This is a genomic window from Sphingopyxis sp. Root1497, assembly GCF_001427085.1.
In the GTDB taxonomy this organism is placed as follows: domain Bacteria; phylum Pseudomonadota; class Alphaproteobacteria; order Sphingomonadales; family Sphingomonadaceae; genus Sphingopyxis.
This window is the reverse complement of sequence record NZ_LMGF01000003.1, coordinates 212,380-228,233: the sequence shown is the minus strand read 5'-3', so window position 1 is coordinate 228,233 and position 15,854 is coordinate 212,380. Positions and strand designations below refer to the sequence as shown.

Here is a 15,854-nt window from a genome sequence, read left to right as displayed (position 1 = left end):
CCCCGCCGTGAAGCTGGATGCAATCGCGCGCGATCTCCGCGACGATCCGCGTCACATGCTGTTTCGCCGACAGCGCGTCGAGCAGCGCGTTGGGGTCGTCCGCCGCCAGTCCCGCCGCATGCTCGACCAGTCCGCGCGCCGCGACCAGCGCCGCCTGATGATCGGCGACCCGGTGCTTCAGCGCCTGGAACGACCCGATGACGACGCCGAATTGCTCGCGTATCTTCATATAGTCGATCGTCCCGGCCAGCGCGACTTCGCCGCCACCGATCGCGTCGGCGGCGATCGCCACCGCCGCCGTGCGCAGCAACAGATCGTCGAGCGCGCCGGGATCGCCGGGCAGGATGATGGCATCATCGCCAAGCGCCACGCCGTCGAGCGTGACGGTGCCCAGCGTGCGGGTCGCGTCGGTCAGCGCATCGCGGGCGACCGATACCCCCGCCGCGTCGCTTGGGATCGCGAGCCAGCAGGCCCGGCCCGCCTGGTCGCCGCGAAGGAAAAGGAGGTTCGCCGACGGCGCGTCGACCATGTCCGCCACCGTGCCGCTCGCGGTATTTCCGTCTATCGCCACGGTGGCATCGCCAGGCTGTGCCACGGCGGCGCGCAGCGATCCGTCGGCGAGCCGCGGCAACAGCGCGGCCTGCTGCGCGTCGCTGCCTGCAGCCGCGACCAGCGCCGCGGCGAGCGTCGTTCCGAGCATGGGGACGGGGGCTGCTGCGGCGCCGAGCGCCGAATGCAGCGCCGCCGCGGCCTCGGTGCCGAGTCCCAGCCCGCCATGCGCTTCGGGTATGGTCAGCGCGGTCCAGCCGAGCGCCGCCATCTGTTCCCATAAGCTGTCGGCCATCAGCGCCGGCGCCCGCGACCAGGCGACGGCGCGCTCGCGCGGCCATTCGGCGCCGAGCATTTCGGCAAAGCTTTCGGCGAGGACGCCGAGGTCGATGTCATCGGACATGGTGCGTGGGCTTTCTGTTCACTCGTCGATGAAATCGGGCGGGCGTTTGTCGATCATCGCCTGCACCGCCTCGCGGTGATTGGGTGATTCCCATGACCGGGTTTCGAGCCGCAGCATCTCCCCCATGTGGCGCCGCGCCTTGTCGAGGATGTCGAGGTTCAGCGCCTGCTTGGTCGTCTGCAGCGCGCTCGGCGATTTGGAGAGGAAGGTGGCGACCCATTTGGCGACCGCCGCATCCAGATCGTCGCGGGTCACCGATTCGGTGATCAGTCCCTTGGCGGCGGCGTCCTTGCCGCGCAGCGGATCCCCGCTCAGCAAATGGCGGCGCGCCTCGACCAGTCCGACCAGATTGGGCCACAGCAGCGAACCGCCGTCGCCCGCCGCGAGACCGACGCTGACGTGCGGGTCGCCGATCAGCGCGTCTTCGACCGCGATGGTGATGTCGGCCGCGAGCGCGAGGCTGGCGCCCATGCCCATCGCATGACCGTTGATCCGGGCGATGACCGGCTTCGGGCATTCGAGCATGCCGACGATGATCGCGCGCGCTTCGAAAATTCCGACATGCCAGCGCTCGCGATTGCCCCAATTGTCGATCATCCTTTTGGGATCGCCGCCAGCGCAAAAGCCGCGTTCGCCCGCACCGGTGAAGATGATGACACGCACGCCGGGGTCGGCCCCGGCGTCGGCCCAGATGCGCGTCAACTCCTCATGCGCCTCGGGCGTCATGCCGTTGAGCGGCGGGTTGTCGAGTGTGATCGTCAGGACATGGCCGTCCTGCCCGACCTTGATGGCCGAATAATTCGCATATCGCGCTGGCACCCTCAATCCTCCTAACTGGTATACCATATTACTTGCATCGAACCACGGTTCGCGGCAAGCCCCATTTCGACATGGCGCGTGACGGAGAGCGAATATGACCGAAGCCAAGGCGATGATGCTCGTGTTGCAGAACCCGAAATCAGGCCGGGAAACGGCCCACCGCGACTGGTATCTGGCGCATCATCTTCCCGATGTCTGCGGCGTGTCCGGGGTGCTGCGCGGCGAATTTTCCCGCGTTGCCGAGGGTGAGGAAAGCCCGCGATGGTCGAACGCCGCGGCCTATTGGCTGGACGGCGACCCGGCGGCGATCCTGATGGAAATATTCGCCCGCGCCGGCAGCGGCGACTGGACGATGAGCGACACGCTCGACGGCGAATCGATGATGATGGCGATCGCCGAGGCGTTGACCGAACGCCGGCGGTCGACCGTCACGCCCGACGCCGGGGGCAAGGACCGATTGCTCTATATCGTCCTCACCAACGCCACGCCCGGCGACGACGACGTCTTCAACCACTGGTACAATCACACCCATCTGCCCGACGTCCTCGCGGTGCCGGGCTTCGTAGCCGCCCAGCATTTTCGGCTGGTCGATCATCCGGCGCTGCGCCCCTATCCCTATCGCTATCTGGCGATCTATGAAGTCGCGGCGGGCGAGGCCGATGCCGCGCTCGCCGAACTCGCGGCGCGGGCCGGGACCGAACGCATGGTCTTGTCGCCGACGCTCGACCGGTCCGGCGTCGCCGCTGCGCCCTTCGCGGTGGACGGCATTTGCCTTGGCTCAGTCTGACAATTCGGCGGCCCGGCGTTCCTGCTTGCGTTCGATTCGCGCGATCCAGCGGCGGGCATGATCGAACATCGCCCGCATCGACGCCATCGCGCCATCGCAATCGCCGGCCCCGATGGCATCGACCATGTGGCCGTGCTGCATCTTGAGCTCGGGCAGGAAATTCTCGTCGGGCATCGGCATCACCGTCAGGCCGTATCGGAGCGCCACCCCGACAAACAGCGCGAGCGCGCGGTTGCCGCTGTGATCGGCGATGATCTGGTGAAACTCGCACGCCGAGGCGAGATAATGACCTGCCGACGCCTGGTCGAGCCGCACCAGCGCCTTGCGCAGCGCGCCAAGCGATTCGGCGTCGGCGCGGCGGACGAATTTCTCGACCGCCGCGATCTCGAGACAGCTTTGCGCCTCCCACAGATGCGACAGCGGGATGCGCGAGTAGGTGAGGAAGATCGAGGTCAGTTCGATCGTATAGGCCGGGTCGCATTCGCGGATGATGACGCCGCCTTGCGCGCCGGTCTTGACCCGCACGATATCGTGAAGTTCGAGCGGCCGGAGCGCCTCGCGCATCACCGCGCGGCTCGTGCCATAGCGCCGCTGGAGTTCGCCTTCGTTGCCCAGGTTGGTGCCGCGCTTCGCCCCGGCATTTTCGATATCCTGGACCAGCCGCAGCGCGATCGTCTCGCTCAGCTTGGGCACCGAGCCGGCGACCATGCGCTCGTTGGCGAGATCGGTGATCGTCCGCCGGTCGACCGCCTCGAGGAAAAGTTCGATCGCCAGGTTGTCCGCGTCGGCGTGCAGCCGCGGCGCGGCGCGCAGGATCGCGGCCGTGTCGTCGAGCAGTGGGCGTTCGACCTTCGTCAGCTCGAAATAGGTTTTGGCGGCAAAGACGATCGCGTGGCGCGGCGGCGCCTTGACGACGAGGCCGCCATAGACGCCGCGCCGCATCCCCGCCGCGCCGTGCCATTCGAGTTGGCGCACCGCTTCGCGGAAGGTCGCGCGTGAGACGCGGAACATCTCCATGAAATCGGCCTCGGTGCCCAGCACCTCGCCCTCTTTCCAGCCGCGCCGGATGATCTCGCCGATGATGCGTTCGGCGACAATCTCCCCCAATTTTCGTCTGCGCTTGCTCGCGCCCACCATCTTCGATCTGCCCCCCGGGACGGTACGTCCCCTCTCGCCTTCCGACACTTCGTGATTTTCCTCTCGTTTGACAAGCGAACGATGCGCGGAATAAGTATACCAGTTAAGCGAGGAGAGCGATGTGGAATTTGCCTGGAGCGATTCGGAGGCGGCGTATCGGGCCGAACTCCATGAGGTGCTGGCGACCCTGCCCGATGACTGGTGGGAGAATTATGCGCCGCACGGGCCGTCCAGCCCCAAGCTGATGGAGCATGCCCGTGCCTTCAATGCACGGCTCGCCGAACGCGACCTGATCGTCCGGCACTGGCCAAAAGACTATGGCGGCTCCGATGCCAGTGCGTGGCAACAAATCATCATCAGCGAGGAAATGTGGTCGATCGGCGAACCGCGCTCGTCGCTCTACCTCGGGACCAACTGGGCCGGTCCGGCGATCATGAAATTCGGTACCGAGACCCAGAAGCAACGCTATCTGCAGGCGGTCGCGGCGGGCGAACTTCTGTGGTGCCAGGGCTTTTCCGAGCCCGAAGCGGGGACCGACCTCGGCAATATGCAGACGCGCGCCGAACCCGATGGCGGCGACTATGTCATCAACGGGTCGAAGATCTGGACCTCCTACGCGGCGCGCGCCGACATCATGTTCCTGCTCGCGCGCGTCGGCGGCAAGGGCAAGGGCGGGGTGAGCTGCTTCATCGTGCCGATGGACACCCCGGGCATCGAAATCCGTCCGATCCCCGGCGTCCATTCGCGCCACGATTTTCACGAAATCTTCTTCACCGACGCGCGCGTGCCGGCGGATGCGCTGCTCGGCGACGAAGGCCATGGCTGGAAGATCGTCCAGGCGATCATCCATTATGAGCGGATTGGTGCCGGGCGCTATGAGAAGGCAGCGCGCGGCCTCGCGCATATCGTCGATGTGCTGAAAGCGCGCGGCGATTTCGACGATGCGGTGGTGCGCGCCGATTGCGCGATCGCGCTCGCCGCGGTCGAGGCTGCGCGCCTGCAGACCTATCTGGTCATCGACGGCCGCGCGAAGGACAGCGACCCCGGCGCGGAAACCTATCTCGCGCGCTATGCGATGATCCAGGCCGACCATGCGGTCGCCAACCTCACCTCGACCTATTTGCCCGACCTGCTCGTCGATGGCGCCGACGGTCATCTGCGCGCGCAATTCAACTCGGCGATCACCGCCGGCATCGCGGCGGGGGCGGCAGAGGTTCAGCTCAACATGATTTCGGGCCGCTATCTCGGTCTGCCGCGGGGAGCCTGAGCGATGGATTTCGATTTTTCCGCCGACCAGCGGGTGCTGCGCGAAACGATCATGCGGATGGTTGCCGACAACCGCGACCTGCCGCGCACCGGCAATGTCGTCGAGCCAAAGACCTTGCATCGTGCCGCTGCACTCGAAGTGTCGCTCGCGACCGGCGGCTTTTTCGATGTTGCGCTCGAACCCGGCTGCGGCGCCGTCGATGCGGCGGCGCTCGTCTATGAATGCGCGCTGTCGCCGCTGGTGCTCGAGGTCGGCGCCTCGGCGCTGGTTGCGCCGCTGCTGACCGGCGAAGCGCTGCCGCGCCCGGTCGCGATCGCCCGGCTGGCCGATCTGACCCGAGGCGTCCGTTTCCTCGGCGACGCGCGGACCTTGCTGATCGATCTTGGCGAGGATGTCGCGGTGGTCGACATGGCCGGGCTGGCGGTTACCGAACTCGACGGTGTTTATGCCTATCCGCTCGGCAAGCTCGCCGCGCCGCCCGATCTTACCGCCGCGCGGCGGCTCGGCGCCGGCAAGGCGGCCGAACTGCGGCGGTTATGGCGGCTCGCGCTGGCGCTCGAAATCGCCGCGGCGATGCAGGCGGCGACCGACTTCACCACCGACTATGTGAAACAGCGCCATGTGTTCGGCCGGCCCGTCGGCTCGTTCCAGGCGGTGCAGCACCGCTTGGCCGCCGACGCCGAAAAATGCCGGGGCAGCTATTGGCTCGCAATGAAGGCGGCGTGGAGCGGCCAGCCGCTCGACGCGGCGCTGGCGGCGCTGCACGCGCAGCGCGCGATCACGCAGGTCAATTACGACGTCCACCAGTTCAACGGCGCGCTCGGTATGACGCTCGAGCATGCGCTGCACCTGTGGACCTTTCGCCTGCGCTGGCTGGTCGGCGAGATGGGCGGCTTTCGGACCCATGTGGCTGAGATTTCGGAGCTGGCGTGGCCCGACGCCCTTCGGAAAGCCGGCTGATGAACGCGGAGGTTTCGCGCCCGCTGGTGCGCCATATCTATGATCTGGTCGACGGTGCCTATGCGCCGACCGCGCTTGCGACCGGGCCGTGGGACCGCCGCCTGCAGAGCGGGGTCGTGCTCAACGCGCTGATCGCGCATCTGATCGAACAGGCGCCCAGCCCGGTGCCGATGGTCACCAGCCGCCTGCTGCTCGACATGATGAAGCCGACGCTGATGGCGCCGGTCGAGACGCGGGTCTCGGTGCTGCGCGAGGGCAAGCGGCTGCAATTGCTCGACGTCGAACTGATACAGGACGGCGCCACCACCGCGCGCGCCTCGGCCCTGCGAATCCGGGCGGGAGAATCCCCGGCCACCGATGCGCCGCGCCACCCGCTGCCGCCCGCCGACCTGCCGAGCCTCAACGGCGGCCGCTCGCCGCTTCAGCATATCAACGAGACGCGGCTCGAATCGGGCGGGCTCGAAGTCCCGGGGCCGGGGGTCGTGTGGGCGCGGATGACCGGCGAGATCCTTCCCGGCGTGCCGATCTCACCCTTCGTCCAACTCGCGATGGCGGCCGATTTTGGCAGCGGCACGTCGAGTTTTGTCGACTGGCGCGAATGGAGCTTCGCCAATGTCGACATCAGCCTACACCTGACCCGCATGCCGCAGGGCGAATGGGTGCGGATCGCCGCCGAAACCGGAAGCGCGGGCAATGGCATCGCGATCGTCCATTCCACACTCGCCGACGAACAGGGCGAACTGGGCCACGCCCACCAGACCCTGTTCCTGGACAAAAGGAAAAGTGAATGAGCCGCATAACCTCCCCCTTCGGCTGGGAATCGACCGCCGCCGAAGTCGCCGCCGGCCATGATTTGTCGGGCAAGCGCGCGATCATCACCGGGGCGACCGCCGGACTCGGCGTCGAAACCGCGCGCGTGCTGGCCAGCCGCGGCGCCGAGGTCGTGCTCGCGGTCCGGGACACCGCTGCCGCCGCGCCGCTGGTCGCCGAGATCGAGGCCGCAGGCGGCAAGGCCAGCGCCGCCGCGCTCGATCTCGCCGACCTTCGCTCGGTCGAGGCCTTTGCCGTCGCCGACAGCGGGGCGCCGCTGCACCTGCTGATCAACAATGCCGGGATCATGGCCTGCCCTTTGATGCGCACCGCGCAGGGGTTCGAAATGCAGCTCGGGGTCAATCATATCGGCCATTTCCACCTGACCAGCCTGCTGCTCCCGGCGCTCAAGGCCGCGAACGGCGCGCGTGTCGTCGCGGTGGCGTCGAGCGGGCATTTGTGGAGCGGCTTCGATTTCGACGACCCCAATTTTGAACGCACCGACTATGATCCGCTCGCCGCCTATGGCCGGTCGAAGACCGCCAACGCGCTGTTCGCGCTCGAACTCGATCGCCGCTATCAGGGCGATGGCATTCGCGCCTTTTCGCTGATGCCCGGCGGGATTCACACCTCGCTTGGGCGGCATATGACCGACGAGATTCGCCAACGGCTCGGCGTCGATCCGGCGAGCGCGAGCCAATATAGGTGGAAGACGGTCGAACAGGGCAGCGCGACGACGGTCTGGGCGGCGCTCGGTCGCGAACTCGACGGCAGCGGCGGGCTCTATCTCGAAGATTGCAACGAAGCGCTGCCCAATCGGGAAGGCCGGCGCGACGGGGTCAAAGCCTGGGCGCGCGATCCGGATGCCGCCGAACGGCTCTGGGCCTGGACCGAAAACGCGATCGCGGCCACCAAGGGAAAGGGACGGACATGAAGATCGATCTTGCCGGAAAAGTCGCACTGGTCACCGGCGGCGGGCGCGGCATCGGCCGCGTCATCGCGACGCAGCTCGTCCAGAACGGCGCGCGCGTGATGATCGCCACCCGCACGCAAGCCAGCGGGCAGGAGGTCACAGACGAGCTGCGCGTGACGGGCGGCGAGGTCGAACTGGTCGCGCTCGACCTTTCGACGCGCGCGGCATGCGATGCGGCGGTGCAGGCGGCGGTCGATGCCTTTGGCGGGCTCGATATCGTCGTCCACAACAGCGCGATCTTTCCGTTCACCCCGTTCGAACAGGTCACCGACGAGGAGTTCGACAGCGTCCTCAAGACCAATCTCTACAGCTTCATGTGGCTGAGCCGCGCCGCGCTGCCTTATGTGAAGGCATGCGGCAACGGCCGCATCGTCGGCATTTCCTCGCTGATCGGAAACCACGCCTGGCTCGCCGGGCTCGACAGCTATGCCGCATCGAAGGGCGGCATGAACGGCCTCGCGCGCAACCTCGCGCTCGAATTCGCGGAGCATGGCGCGACGGTGAACGTCATCGAACCGGGCCTCGTCATCGACGATCGCAGCCCCAAGATGGACGATGTCACGCGCGACAAGATCGTGCCGAACATCCCGCTGCAACGCGCCGGCCTGCCCAGCGATATCGCCAATGCGGTGATGTTCTTCTGTTCGCCGACCTCGCAATTCGTGACCGGGCAGGCGCTGGTCGTCGATGGCGGCCATATGCTGCCCGACATGTCGAGCTATGCGATGGCCGCGCGCCTGTGAGCGGTGCGCTGGACAGCAAGGTCGCGCTGGTTACCGGGGCGGCCGGGGGTATCGGCGGCGCGGTCGTCCGCCGCCTCGTCGCCGACGGCGCGCGCGTGCTCGGGACCGACGTCGATGGGCCGGGGCTCGAACGACTGGCGGCGGACATATCGGGCGCGCGGGTCCACGCTGCGGACATCACGTCGCCCGAGGGCGTCGAAAGCCTGTTCGCCGCGTTGGACGCGGCCTTTGGGCGGATCGACATATTGGTGAACAACGCCGGCATCGGCGGCCCGCGCACCAAGCGGCTGCACGAGCTCGACCTTTCTGAATATGACGCGGTCATGGCCGCGAACCTGCGCGCGCCGCTGGCGCTGACGCGCGCAGCGCTGCCGCTGATGATCGCGCAGGGTGGCGGCGCGATCGTCAATCTGGCGTCGCCCGCCGGCATGCACGCGGTGCCGCGCGTCGGCCCCTACAGCATCTCCAAGGCGGGGGTGATCATGCTGACCAAGCAGACCGCCAAGGAATATGCCGCCGACGGCATCCGCTGCAACGCGGTCGCGCCGGGGGTCACCGACACCGCGATCCTCGACGGCCTGCCCAAGGCGCATCTCGATCAGATCGTCGCGATGATCCCGCAGGGCCGCATCGCCCGGCCCGACGAAATCGCCGCGATGATCGCCTTTCTGGCGAGCGACGCGGCGAGCTTCGTCAACGGGTCGGTCGTTTTGGTCGACGGCGCGGCGGGAACCTGAAACCGAAGGAGCGCGCGATGTTTTCCCTGGAGGGCAAGACGGGCGTCGTGCGCCTAGCCGGGGATCAGTTCGCCGAGCAGTTGCACCGCCGGATTGGCCGCGCCGCAGGCTTCGGGCGGCAGGCGTCCGGCGGCGATCGCCAGCGCGCGGGCGCGCTCGCTGACCAGCGCGAAGCGATAGCCGGCGAAGACGATGTGCCATTCCATCGCCTGCGCCTTGCGCCCGGCCTCGGCTTCCCACAGCGCCACGGTCCGTTCGGCGTCGCCGATCCCGTCGAGCCGCGGCACGCCGGCGGCTTCGCAGATCATCCGGTCGTAAAACAGCCACCAGCCAAGGTCGGTCTCGGCGCCGCCGAGCGAGGCGGTTTCCCAATCGAGCGGCGCGGTGCAGCGGCCATCGGCGAACAGCAAATTGGGTGGCCGCGCATCGCCCCACGCAAAGCCCGGCGGGCGCGGCGCGGGGCGATGATCCTCCAGCCACCGCCGCGCATGGTCATAGAGCGGCAGGTGGGGGATGGCAGCCCAGCCGCGATAGCGGTCCCACCGCACCAGTTCCTGCGCCACGCCGTCGACACCCGGCGCGATTCCCGGCGGGGCGAGAAAGGCGAACGGCGCGGGATCGAGGCGGTGGAGCCGCGCCATCAACGCAATGCCCTGCGCCCACATCGCCTCGCGCTCGGCGCGCGTGGCGGTCGCCAGCAGTCCCTCGCGATGATAGTCGTTCGGCGGCGCCACCCCCGGCGCGCGCGCCATCAGGAAAAAGGGCGCGCCGAGAATGTCGGGGTCGTCCTCTTGCGCGATCGGCGTCGGGATCGACAGGCCGGATTCGCCCGCCAGCACCTCGATCACCCGATATTGGCGCGCGACCGACGGGTCCTGATAGACCTGATGGCCTCGCGGCTCGATCCGCAGGACCCAATGGGCCGGCCGATGATCGGGGCCGACCAAGGCGTCGATCAGCCAGGTTTCGCTCGACGCCCCGCCCTGCGCCGCGATGATCGCCCCGATTTCGACGCCTCCCAATCGGGCCAGTCGGCGCTTCGCCCAGTCGCCGAGGCGCCGGCGCAGGTCGTCCGGGCTGCGCTCAGCGTGCGGCATCGCGTGGCCCTTTCGCGCTCGTCACGACGCCAACAAGGATAGCGCCATGCATATCTTTTCCGAAGCCGACGACCGCCCCCACCGGCCCGATGACGATCCGCTGTGGCAGGAAAGCAGCCTGTTCGTCTGGCACGACCTCGATGCCGGCGTCGGCGGCTTCTGGCGCCTGGGCCAGGAACCCGTCGCGGGCGCGGTCAACAGCTGTTTCGGCCTCTTCACCCATGACGGACTGCGCTTTCGATCGAATGTCACCGGCACGGCGCTCGATCCTGCCGACCGGGGCGAGGCGCATATGGGCTGGGGTCCGCATCTTCGCGTATCGTTCGACGGCGACGCGGCGATCGTCGCCGATTTCGCCGACTGCGAAGCGGCGCTGCGTTTCACCGACTTCCACCCGCGTTTCGACTATCATGCGGTCGCCATGCCGGGGCGCCAACTGACCGGTGCGGCGCATCATTTCGAGGTGTCGGGGCGGATGACCGGGACGGTCCGCATCGGCGACCGCGAGATCGCGATCGACGCGCTCGGCTATCGCGACCGCTCGTGGGGGCGGCGCGACTGGTCGCAGAGCCGCGGCACCCGCTGGTGGCCCTGCGTCTTCGGTCCCAACCTCACGACCCACATCATCCATCTCGTTCACGCGGGACGGGTGATGAAGGTCGGCTATGTCTGGCGCGACGGGACGACGATCCCGATCGTCGACAGCGACCTGGTGGTCGGGCTCGAATCGGACGCGCTGACGCCGCGGCATGGCGAAGCGGTGCTGCATCTGGCGACCGGCGAGGTGTTGCGCGTCGCGTGCGACCGCGCCGACGCCATCTTGATGCAGGTGCGCGGCTATACCGCGGTCGAGACGATCGGCACCGCGACGCTGGATGGACGGCGCGGCATGTCGAACCTTGAGGTCAGCACCAACGCCGCTGGCGGCCATGCCGCGCCCTTGTGCACCCTGGGGTCCAATGCGGCCGACGGCCTCAGCCGGCGATCGCCCTAGCCAGCGCACCGACCGCGTCAGTTTTCGGACGCGCGGCGCAGCGTTTCGGCATGGTCGCCGTCGAACACCACGACGATCCGCTTGCCGGGCGCCGCGCTCGGCACATAGTCGGACCGCTTCTGGCGCACCCCGGGGTTTTCGATGCGGATGAAGGTCTGGTCGTCGACCGCGAAACCGCGTTCCTTGCCGTCCAAGGTGCGCACGCGGATCGAATCGGGGGTCGCTTCGACGATATCGGCCATCAGTACGCGCGGGTCGGCCGCCGACTGGACCCGCGTGTCGATCGTCACGCGGCAGCGGTTCGAAACATTAGGCATGCTGGCGTGCGGGGTGCAGGGATTGAGGATCAGCACGTCGCCGGGGAAATAATCGGTCGTCGCCCAGCTGTCGTCGGGGATCACACCTTCGGGGATCGAACTCGGCGTCTTGGCGATATTGTGGAAAAATCCCCGGTTGCACTGGCGCACCGCCAGCATCAGCCCGCCGACCTCGCGTTCGCAATTGGTCAGCGGGGTCCACACCGGCTTGTAATTCTTGATTCCGGGGCTGAAAAATCCGTCCTGATGGACGCCGGTGACCGATCCGCCCGGCGGATAGGCGCGATATTGCACGATCGGGATGATGCACGCGGGTTCGCCTAGGATCTGTTCCATCAGCCGCATATTGGTCGGATGCTCGATCAGCTTGCGCGCGATGCCTGAAAATTCGGGGCTCTCTTCCATCCCGCCCGGCGATGGCGTCCCGGTCCATACCGGTTCGGTCGCGCCGGCTTCGATCAGGCCGTGCTTCTCCATCACCGCGAACATCGCCTGGCGTGCCTCTTCGACCGAAGCGGCGTCGAGGACGCCGCGCAGCAGGATATAACCCTCCTCGTCATGGAAGCGGATCAGCGCGGCATGATCGTCGAGCAGATGGTTGCAGGATTGCAGTTCCTGCACCGGCTTGACGCTCAGGACATCGAGATCCTTCGCATCGGGCATCGAGATGGATTGCACGGCCATGAGCTTCCTTTCTGATCCTCTCCGCCGCGACCGGTATCGACCGGCTCTCCAGCATCGCCGATGATTTGAGCGAAAGCCCGTCTCGACAACAAGGGGCCTTTTTGCCATAATAGGAGGGCATTTTTCCGAAAGCCGAGCATGTCTTACATCGCCGCGGTCGTCACCTCCCCCAGCTATATCGCCACCCTCGGCGCGATCATCGACGCGCATGCGCGGCTCGGGGAGGTTTTTGCGACCAATCCGGCGCTCGGCGATTATGCCCGGATGCAGACCGAGCTGCGGCTTCTCGCGGCCGAACCCGGTCCGATCGCGCTGGTCGGCGGGCGGCGTTTCGCCGCCGACGCGACCCTCGCGGAAACCGACGACCCGCGCTTCATCTTCCTGCCCTCGTTCCAGCTGGTCGATCCCGATGCGATGGCGGGGCTGCCGTCGGGCTTCGCACCCCTGCATGCGTGGCTCCGCGAGCAGAATGCCAAAGGCGTCGATATCGGCGCCTGCGGGGCGAGCGTGTTCCATCTCGCCGCGGCGGGGCTTCTCGACGGCCGCGCCGGCGCCGTGGGCGCCCGGCTGGTGCCGGCGATGCGGCGGCTGTTTCCGCGTGTGTCGGTCGATCCCGACAATGTTATCACCCACGCAGGCAACATCTGGACCTGCAGCCGCGACGCCGACAGCGCCGCGCTGGTGGCGCGCCTGTTCGCCGAATCCTATTCGATTGCAGTGGGGCGCGGCATCGCGGCGCGCGAACCGCCGGGTCCGCTGGCTGCGGCACTCGCGTCCGCCGCCGACCCCTTCGTCGCCCGCGCGCAATTGTGGATCCGTGACCGCTTCACCCGCCGGTTCCGGATCGGCGACCTGGCGCGCGACCTCGGCGTCAGCCACCAGTCGCTGATCCGCCGCTTTCGGGCCGTCGGGTCGGCGACGCCGCGCGAATTCGTTCAACGCACCCGGGTCGATTCGGCGATGATCATGCTCACCGAAACCCGCCGTTCGGTGACCGAAATCGCGCAGCTGGTCGGCTACACAGACATCCCGTCCTTTCGCCGCGTTTTCTTCGCGGCGGTCGGCATGTCGCCTGCCGCCTATCGCCGCGCGCATCGCGCGGCGCGGCCAGAGGGCGCTTGACAAGCGCTCGCGCTTGCGGTTCTAAAAACATATATATAATTAAACTGTAAATGTCGCGGAGGCGACAGGACGGGAGGATTTCTTATGGCGCTTGAACCTGCACTGCGCGACCGGATGGTCCTTCCGGCGGTCTGCGCCCCGATGTTTCTGGTCAGCAACCCCGCGATGGTCCGCGAAGCGTGCAAGGCGGGGATCATGGGCGCCCTCCCGCGTCAGAATGCGCGCAGCTTCGAAATGTTCGAATCCTGGCTGAAGGATATTCGCGAAGACCTCGATCGCCATGCTGAGACCCATCCCGGTGCGCGGGTCGGTCCGCTGGCGGTGAACCTCGCCTCGCGGATGGACCCCGCAGAGGCGGAGCGGCATCTCGAAGTCGCCAAACGCTATGGCGCCGACATCATCATCAGCGCCCTCGGCAACCCCGCCGAACTGACGCGCCGGGTCCATGATGCGGGGTTGAAGATATTCCACGACGTGGTGTCGTTCCGCTACGCGGAAAAGGCGATCGCGGCGGGCGTCGACGGGCTGACCTGCGTCGGCGCGGGCGGCGGCGGCCATTCGGGCAGCGTCGGTCACCTCGTGCTGATCCCGCGAATTCGTAAGATTTTCGATGGCACCCTGTTGATGGCGGGGTCGATCTCGACGGGAGCGGCAATCCGCGCGGCCGAGATACTCGGCGCCGACCTCGCCTATATGGGGACCCGATTCATCGCGACGCAGGAGGCCGGCGTCGATCCCGAATATGCCCGCATGCTGGTCGAATGCCATTCGGAGGATTTGATGTTCACGCCCAAGATCGGCGGCGTGGCGGCGAACTGGCTGCGGCCTTCGATGGAAAGGCTGGGCCTCGACCCCAAAAATCTGCCCGCACCCACCGGTCCCGGCATGAGCCACGATCATTTGCCCGAAGGCGTGAAACCCTGGAAAAATCTGTGGTCGGCGGGTCAGGGCATCGACCTGATCGGTGACGTTCCGGCTATCGGCGATCTTGTGCTCCGCCTGCGCGCCGAATATCTGGCGGCCTGCGCGCAACCCAGTTTCGCCGATGTCGCGCGGCTCGTCGATCAGGCGCTGGACGCCGCCGAGGACTAGCATCCGCCTTTACAGCGATGGCTCCGATGCGCGACAATCCGTGCCCAATGCGCTGCCGGAGTGTGTCGTGACCCGCCTGAATCCCATTTACGAAGCGATGGAACCGACGATATTCGAATATATGTCGGGCCTCGCCATTGCGCATGATGCGATAAACCTCGGGCAAGGCTTTCCGGACGAGGCCCAGTCGCCGGACATGATCGAGGCCGCGGCGCGGGCCCTGCGTGAGAAATCGAACCAATATCCGCCTGCTTTCGGCCTGCCGGAGCTGCGCGACGCGATCGGTCGTTTCTATAAGCGCCGGCAGGGGCTGCGTATCGCCCGCGACCAGGTGGTCGTAACGTCGGGCGCGACCGAGGCGCTCGCGGCTTCGATCCTGGCTCTCGTCAGGCCCGGCGACGAGGTGATCCTGTTCCAGCCCGCCTATGACAGCTATGCGCCAATGATCCGGCGAGCGGGCGGGATGCCGGTTTCGGTCCACCTCAGCCCACCCGATTGGGGCTATGATGCCGCTGCCCTCGATCGCGCGATGACGCCTCGCACCCGCCTGATCCTGTTGAATGATCCCCTCAATCCGGCGGGCAAGGTCGCTTCCGGGACTGAACTCGCCCTCATCGCCGCAGCATGTCGGCGCAACGACCTCGTCGCGATCTGTGACGAGGTCTGGGAAGATGTCCGGTTCGACGGCGTGCCGCATCGCTCGCTCTGGTCGATGCCCGGCATGGAAGAGCGGACGGTGAAGATCGGCTCGGCAGGAAAAATATTCGGGCTGACGGGATGGAAGACGGGCTGGCTCTGCGCGTCACCCGACCTCGCCCGGACCATCGGCCGCGCGCATCAGTTTCTGACCTTCACCACGCCGCCGGCCTTGCAGTGGGCGGTCGCCGAGGGGCTGGATCGGGCCGACAGCTGGTTCGCACCGCAACGCGCGGCCTGGGCGGCGTCGCGCGAACGGCTTGCCAGGGGTTTGACCGATGCCGGCTTTGCGGTGCTGCCGAGCGCGGCAACCTGGTTCCTTTGCATCGACCTCGCGGCGTCGGGGATCGCGATCGACGACCGGAGCTTTAGCGAGCGCGCGGTCCGCGAGGCGGGCGTGGCGTCGATTCCGGTCTCCGCCTTGTTCGAGGGCGAAGGGCCGCGCCATATCGTGCGGCTGTGCTTCGCAAAGGACGCCGCCATCCTCGACGAGGCGGTGGAGCGGCTCGCGCGCTTTCGTGACGGGCTGACGGCCGAAGGGGCCGATGGCGCGGGGCTTCGCTGAGGCGAAACTTTTGCTTTCGCGCGGCCAAGAAAGCTTCGCGCGACATATCTCAATCAAATAAGTAGATAAATTGCAGATCTCCGGATCTCGCGGCTTTTGATA

At 67.1% G+C, this 15,854-nt stretch carries 16 protein-coding genes; 11 read left to right on the top strand and 5 right to left on the bottom strand.

What is annotated here, in order from left to right; genetic code table 11:
• Together ASD67_RS04600 and ASD67_RS04595 are read right to left on the bottom strand one after the other, a co-directional pair.
• Nucleotides 1–952 (bottom strand): acyl-CoA dehydrogenase family protein (locus ASD67_RS04600; protein ID WP_082544845.1); only part of this gene is annotated, 952 nt, incomplete at its 3' end.
• Between the two features lie 18 nt (nt 953–970).
• On the bottom strand, nt 971–1,771 hold the full coding sequence (locus tag ASD67_RS04595) for an enoyl-CoA hydratase/isomerase family protein (RefSeq protein ID WP_056344054.1): 801 nt from the start codon (nt 1,769–1,771) through the stop codon (nt 971–973).
• Nucleotides 1,772–1,865: 94 nt separating this feature from the next.
• Between ASD67_RS04595 and ASD67_RS04590 the strand changes: the two genes are divergently transcribed.
• Nucleotides 1,866–2,558 (top strand): DUF4286 family protein, encoded by a 693-nt coding sequence (locus tag ASD67_RS04590; protein WP_056344052.1) that lies wholly within the window; start codon nt 1,866–1,868, stop codon nt 2,556–2,558.
• On the opposite strand, the gene ASD67_RS04585 is transcribed toward ASD67_RS04590, so the two are convergent.
• Nucleotides 2,550–3,665 carry a GntR family transcriptional regulator gene (locus ASD67_RS04585; protein WP_056344050.1) on the bottom strand — a complete coding sequence of 372 codons (1,116 nt, stop codon included), beginning with the start codon at nt 3,663–3,665 and terminating at the stop codon, nt 2,550–2,552. The two genes, ASD67_RS04590 and ASD67_RS04585, sit on opposite strands and share 9 nt — an antisense overlap.
• Before the next feature lie 151 nt (nt 3,666–3,816).
• Between ASD67_RS04585 and ASD67_RS04580 the strand changes: the two genes are divergently transcribed.
• From ASD67_RS04580 to ASD67_RS04555, 6 genes are read left to right on the top strand one after another with little or no spacing between them, the layout of a single operon-like run.
• Nucleotides 3,817–4,962, top strand: coding sequence for an acyl-CoA dehydrogenase family protein (locus ASD67_RS04580; protein WP_056344047.1), 1,146 nt, complete (start codon nt 3,817–3,819; stop codon nt 4,960–4,962).
• 3 nt (nt 4,963–4,965) lie between these two features.
• A complete protein-coding gene (locus ASD67_RS04575; protein ID WP_056344045.1) occupies nt 4,966–5,922 on the top strand; it encodes an acyl-CoA dehydrogenase family protein in 957 nt (318 codons plus the stop codon).
• Nucleotides 5,892–6,713 carry a thioesterase family protein gene (locus ASD67_RS04570; protein WP_156377572.1) on the top strand — a complete coding sequence of 274 codons (822 nt, stop codon included), beginning with the start codon at nt 5,892–5,894 and terminating at the stop codon, nt 6,711–6,713. Before ASD67_RS04575 ends, ASD67_RS04570 begins: the two co-directional genes overlap by 31 nt.
• Nucleotides 6,710–7,666, top strand: coding sequence for an SDR family NAD(P)-dependent oxidoreductase (locus ASD67_RS04565; protein ID WP_056344037.1), 957 nt, complete (start codon nt 6,710–6,712; stop codon nt 7,664–7,666). The genes ASD67_RS04570 and ASD67_RS04565 overlap by 4 nt, the downstream gene beginning before the upstream one ends.
• Nucleotides 7,663–8,448 (top strand): SDR family NAD(P)-dependent oxidoreductase, encoded by a 786-nt coding sequence (locus tag ASD67_RS04560; protein ID WP_056344036.1) that lies wholly within the window; start codon nt 7,663–7,665, stop codon nt 8,446–8,448. Before ASD67_RS04565 ends, ASD67_RS04560 begins: the two co-directional genes overlap by 4 nt.
• The gene (locus ASD67_RS04555; protein ID WP_056344033.1) at nt 8,445–9,185 is read left to right on the top strand and encodes an SDR family NAD(P)-dependent oxidoreductase; all 741 of its coding nucleotides are present in this window, start codon (nt 8,445–8,447) and stop codon (nt 9,183–9,185) included. The genes ASD67_RS04560 and ASD67_RS04555 overlap by 4 nt, the downstream gene beginning before the upstream one ends.
• Before the next feature lie 53 nt (nt 9,186–9,238).
• Here the strand turns inward: ASD67_RS04555 and ASD67_RS04550 are convergent, their stop codons facing one another.
• Nucleotides 9,239–10,282 carry a phosphotransferase family protein gene (locus tag ASD67_RS04550; protein ID WP_056344031.1) on the bottom strand — a complete coding sequence of 348 codons (1,044 nt, stop codon included), beginning with the start codon at nt 10,280–10,282 and terminating at the stop codon, nt 9,239–9,241.
• On the opposite strand from ASD67_RS04550, the gene ASD67_RS04545 reads away from it, so the two are divergent.
• A complete protein-coding gene (locus tag ASD67_RS04545) occupies nt 10,179–11,276 on the top strand; it encodes a DUF7064 domain-containing protein (RefSeq protein WP_443028005.1) in 1,098 nt (365 codons plus the stop codon). The two genes, ASD67_RS04550 and ASD67_RS04545, sit on opposite strands and share 104 nt — an antisense overlap.
• Nucleotides 11,277–11,293: 17 nt before the next feature.
• On the opposite strand, the gene ASD67_RS04540 is transcribed toward ASD67_RS04545, so the two are convergent.
• Nucleotides 11,294–12,277: a phytanoyl-CoA dioxygenase family protein gene (locus ASD67_RS04540; RefSeq protein ID WP_056344027.1), complete on the bottom strand. Its 984-nt coding sequence runs from the start codon at nt 12,275–12,277 to the stop codon at nt 11,294–11,296.
• 138 nt (nt 12,278–12,415) lie between these two features.
• On the opposite strand from ASD67_RS04540, the gene ASD67_RS04535 reads away from it, so the two are divergent.
• The 3 genes from ASD67_RS04535 to ASD67_RS04525 all read left to right on the top strand — a co-directional run bounded on the left by ASD67_RS04535 (nt 12,416) and on the right by ASD67_RS04525 (nt 15,752).
• A complete protein-coding gene (locus ASD67_RS04535) occupies nt 12,416–13,399 on the top strand; it encodes a GlxA family transcriptional regulator (RefSeq protein ID WP_056344025.1) in 984 nt (327 codons plus the stop codon).
• An 84-nt stretch (nt 13,400–13,483) separates the two neighbouring features.
• The gene (locus ASD67_RS04530; protein ID WP_056344023.1) at nt 13,484–14,491 is read left to right on the top strand and encodes an NAD(P)H-dependent flavin oxidoreductase; all 1,008 of its coding nucleotides are present in this window, start codon (nt 13,484–13,486) and stop codon (nt 14,489–14,491) included.
• 67 nt (nt 14,492–14,558) lie between these two features.
• Nucleotides 14,559–15,752: an aminotransferase gene (locus tag ASD67_RS04525; protein WP_156377570.1), complete on the top strand. Its 1,194-nt coding sequence runs from the start codon at nt 14,559–14,561 to the stop codon at nt 15,750–15,752.
• Nucleotides 15,753–15,854 lie beyond the last annotated feature (102 nt).

Coding starts and splice junctions, on each gene's coding strand:
- ASD67_RS04560 (WP_056344036.1), top strand. CDS start 7,663: ATGAAGATCGATCTTGCCGGAAAAGTCGCACTGGTCACCGGCGGCGGG.
- ASD67_RS04565 (WP_056344037.1), top strand. CDS start 6,710: ATGAGCCGCATAACCTCCCCCTTCGGCTGGGAATCGACCGCCGCCGAA.
- ASD67_RS04545 (WP_443028005.1), top strand. CDS start 10,179: ATGATCGCCCCGATTTCGACGCCTCCCAATCGGGCCAGTCGGCGCTTC.
- ASD67_RS04535 (WP_056344025.1), top strand. CDS start 12,416: ATGTCTTACATCGCCGCGGTCGTCACCTCCCCCAGCTATATCGCCACC.
- ASD67_RS04540 (WP_056344027.1), bottom strand. CDS start 12,277: ATGGCCGTGCAATCCATCTCGATGCCCGATGCGAAGGATCTCGATGTC.
- ASD67_RS04530 (WP_056344023.1), top strand. CDS start 13,484: ATGGCGCTTGAACCTGCACTGCGCGACCGGATGGTCCTTCCGGCGGTC.
- ASD67_RS04550 (WP_056344031.1), bottom strand. CDS start 10,282: ATGCCGCACGCTGAGCGCAGCCCGGACGACCTGCGCCGGCGCCTCGGC.
- ASD67_RS04590 (WP_056344052.1), top strand. CDS start 1,866: ATGACCGAAGCCAAGGCGATGATGCTCGTGTTGCAGAACCCGAAATCA.
- ASD67_RS04575 (WP_056344045.1), top strand. CDS start 4,966: ATGGATTTCGATTTTTCCGCCGACCAGCGGGTGCTGCGCGAAACGATC.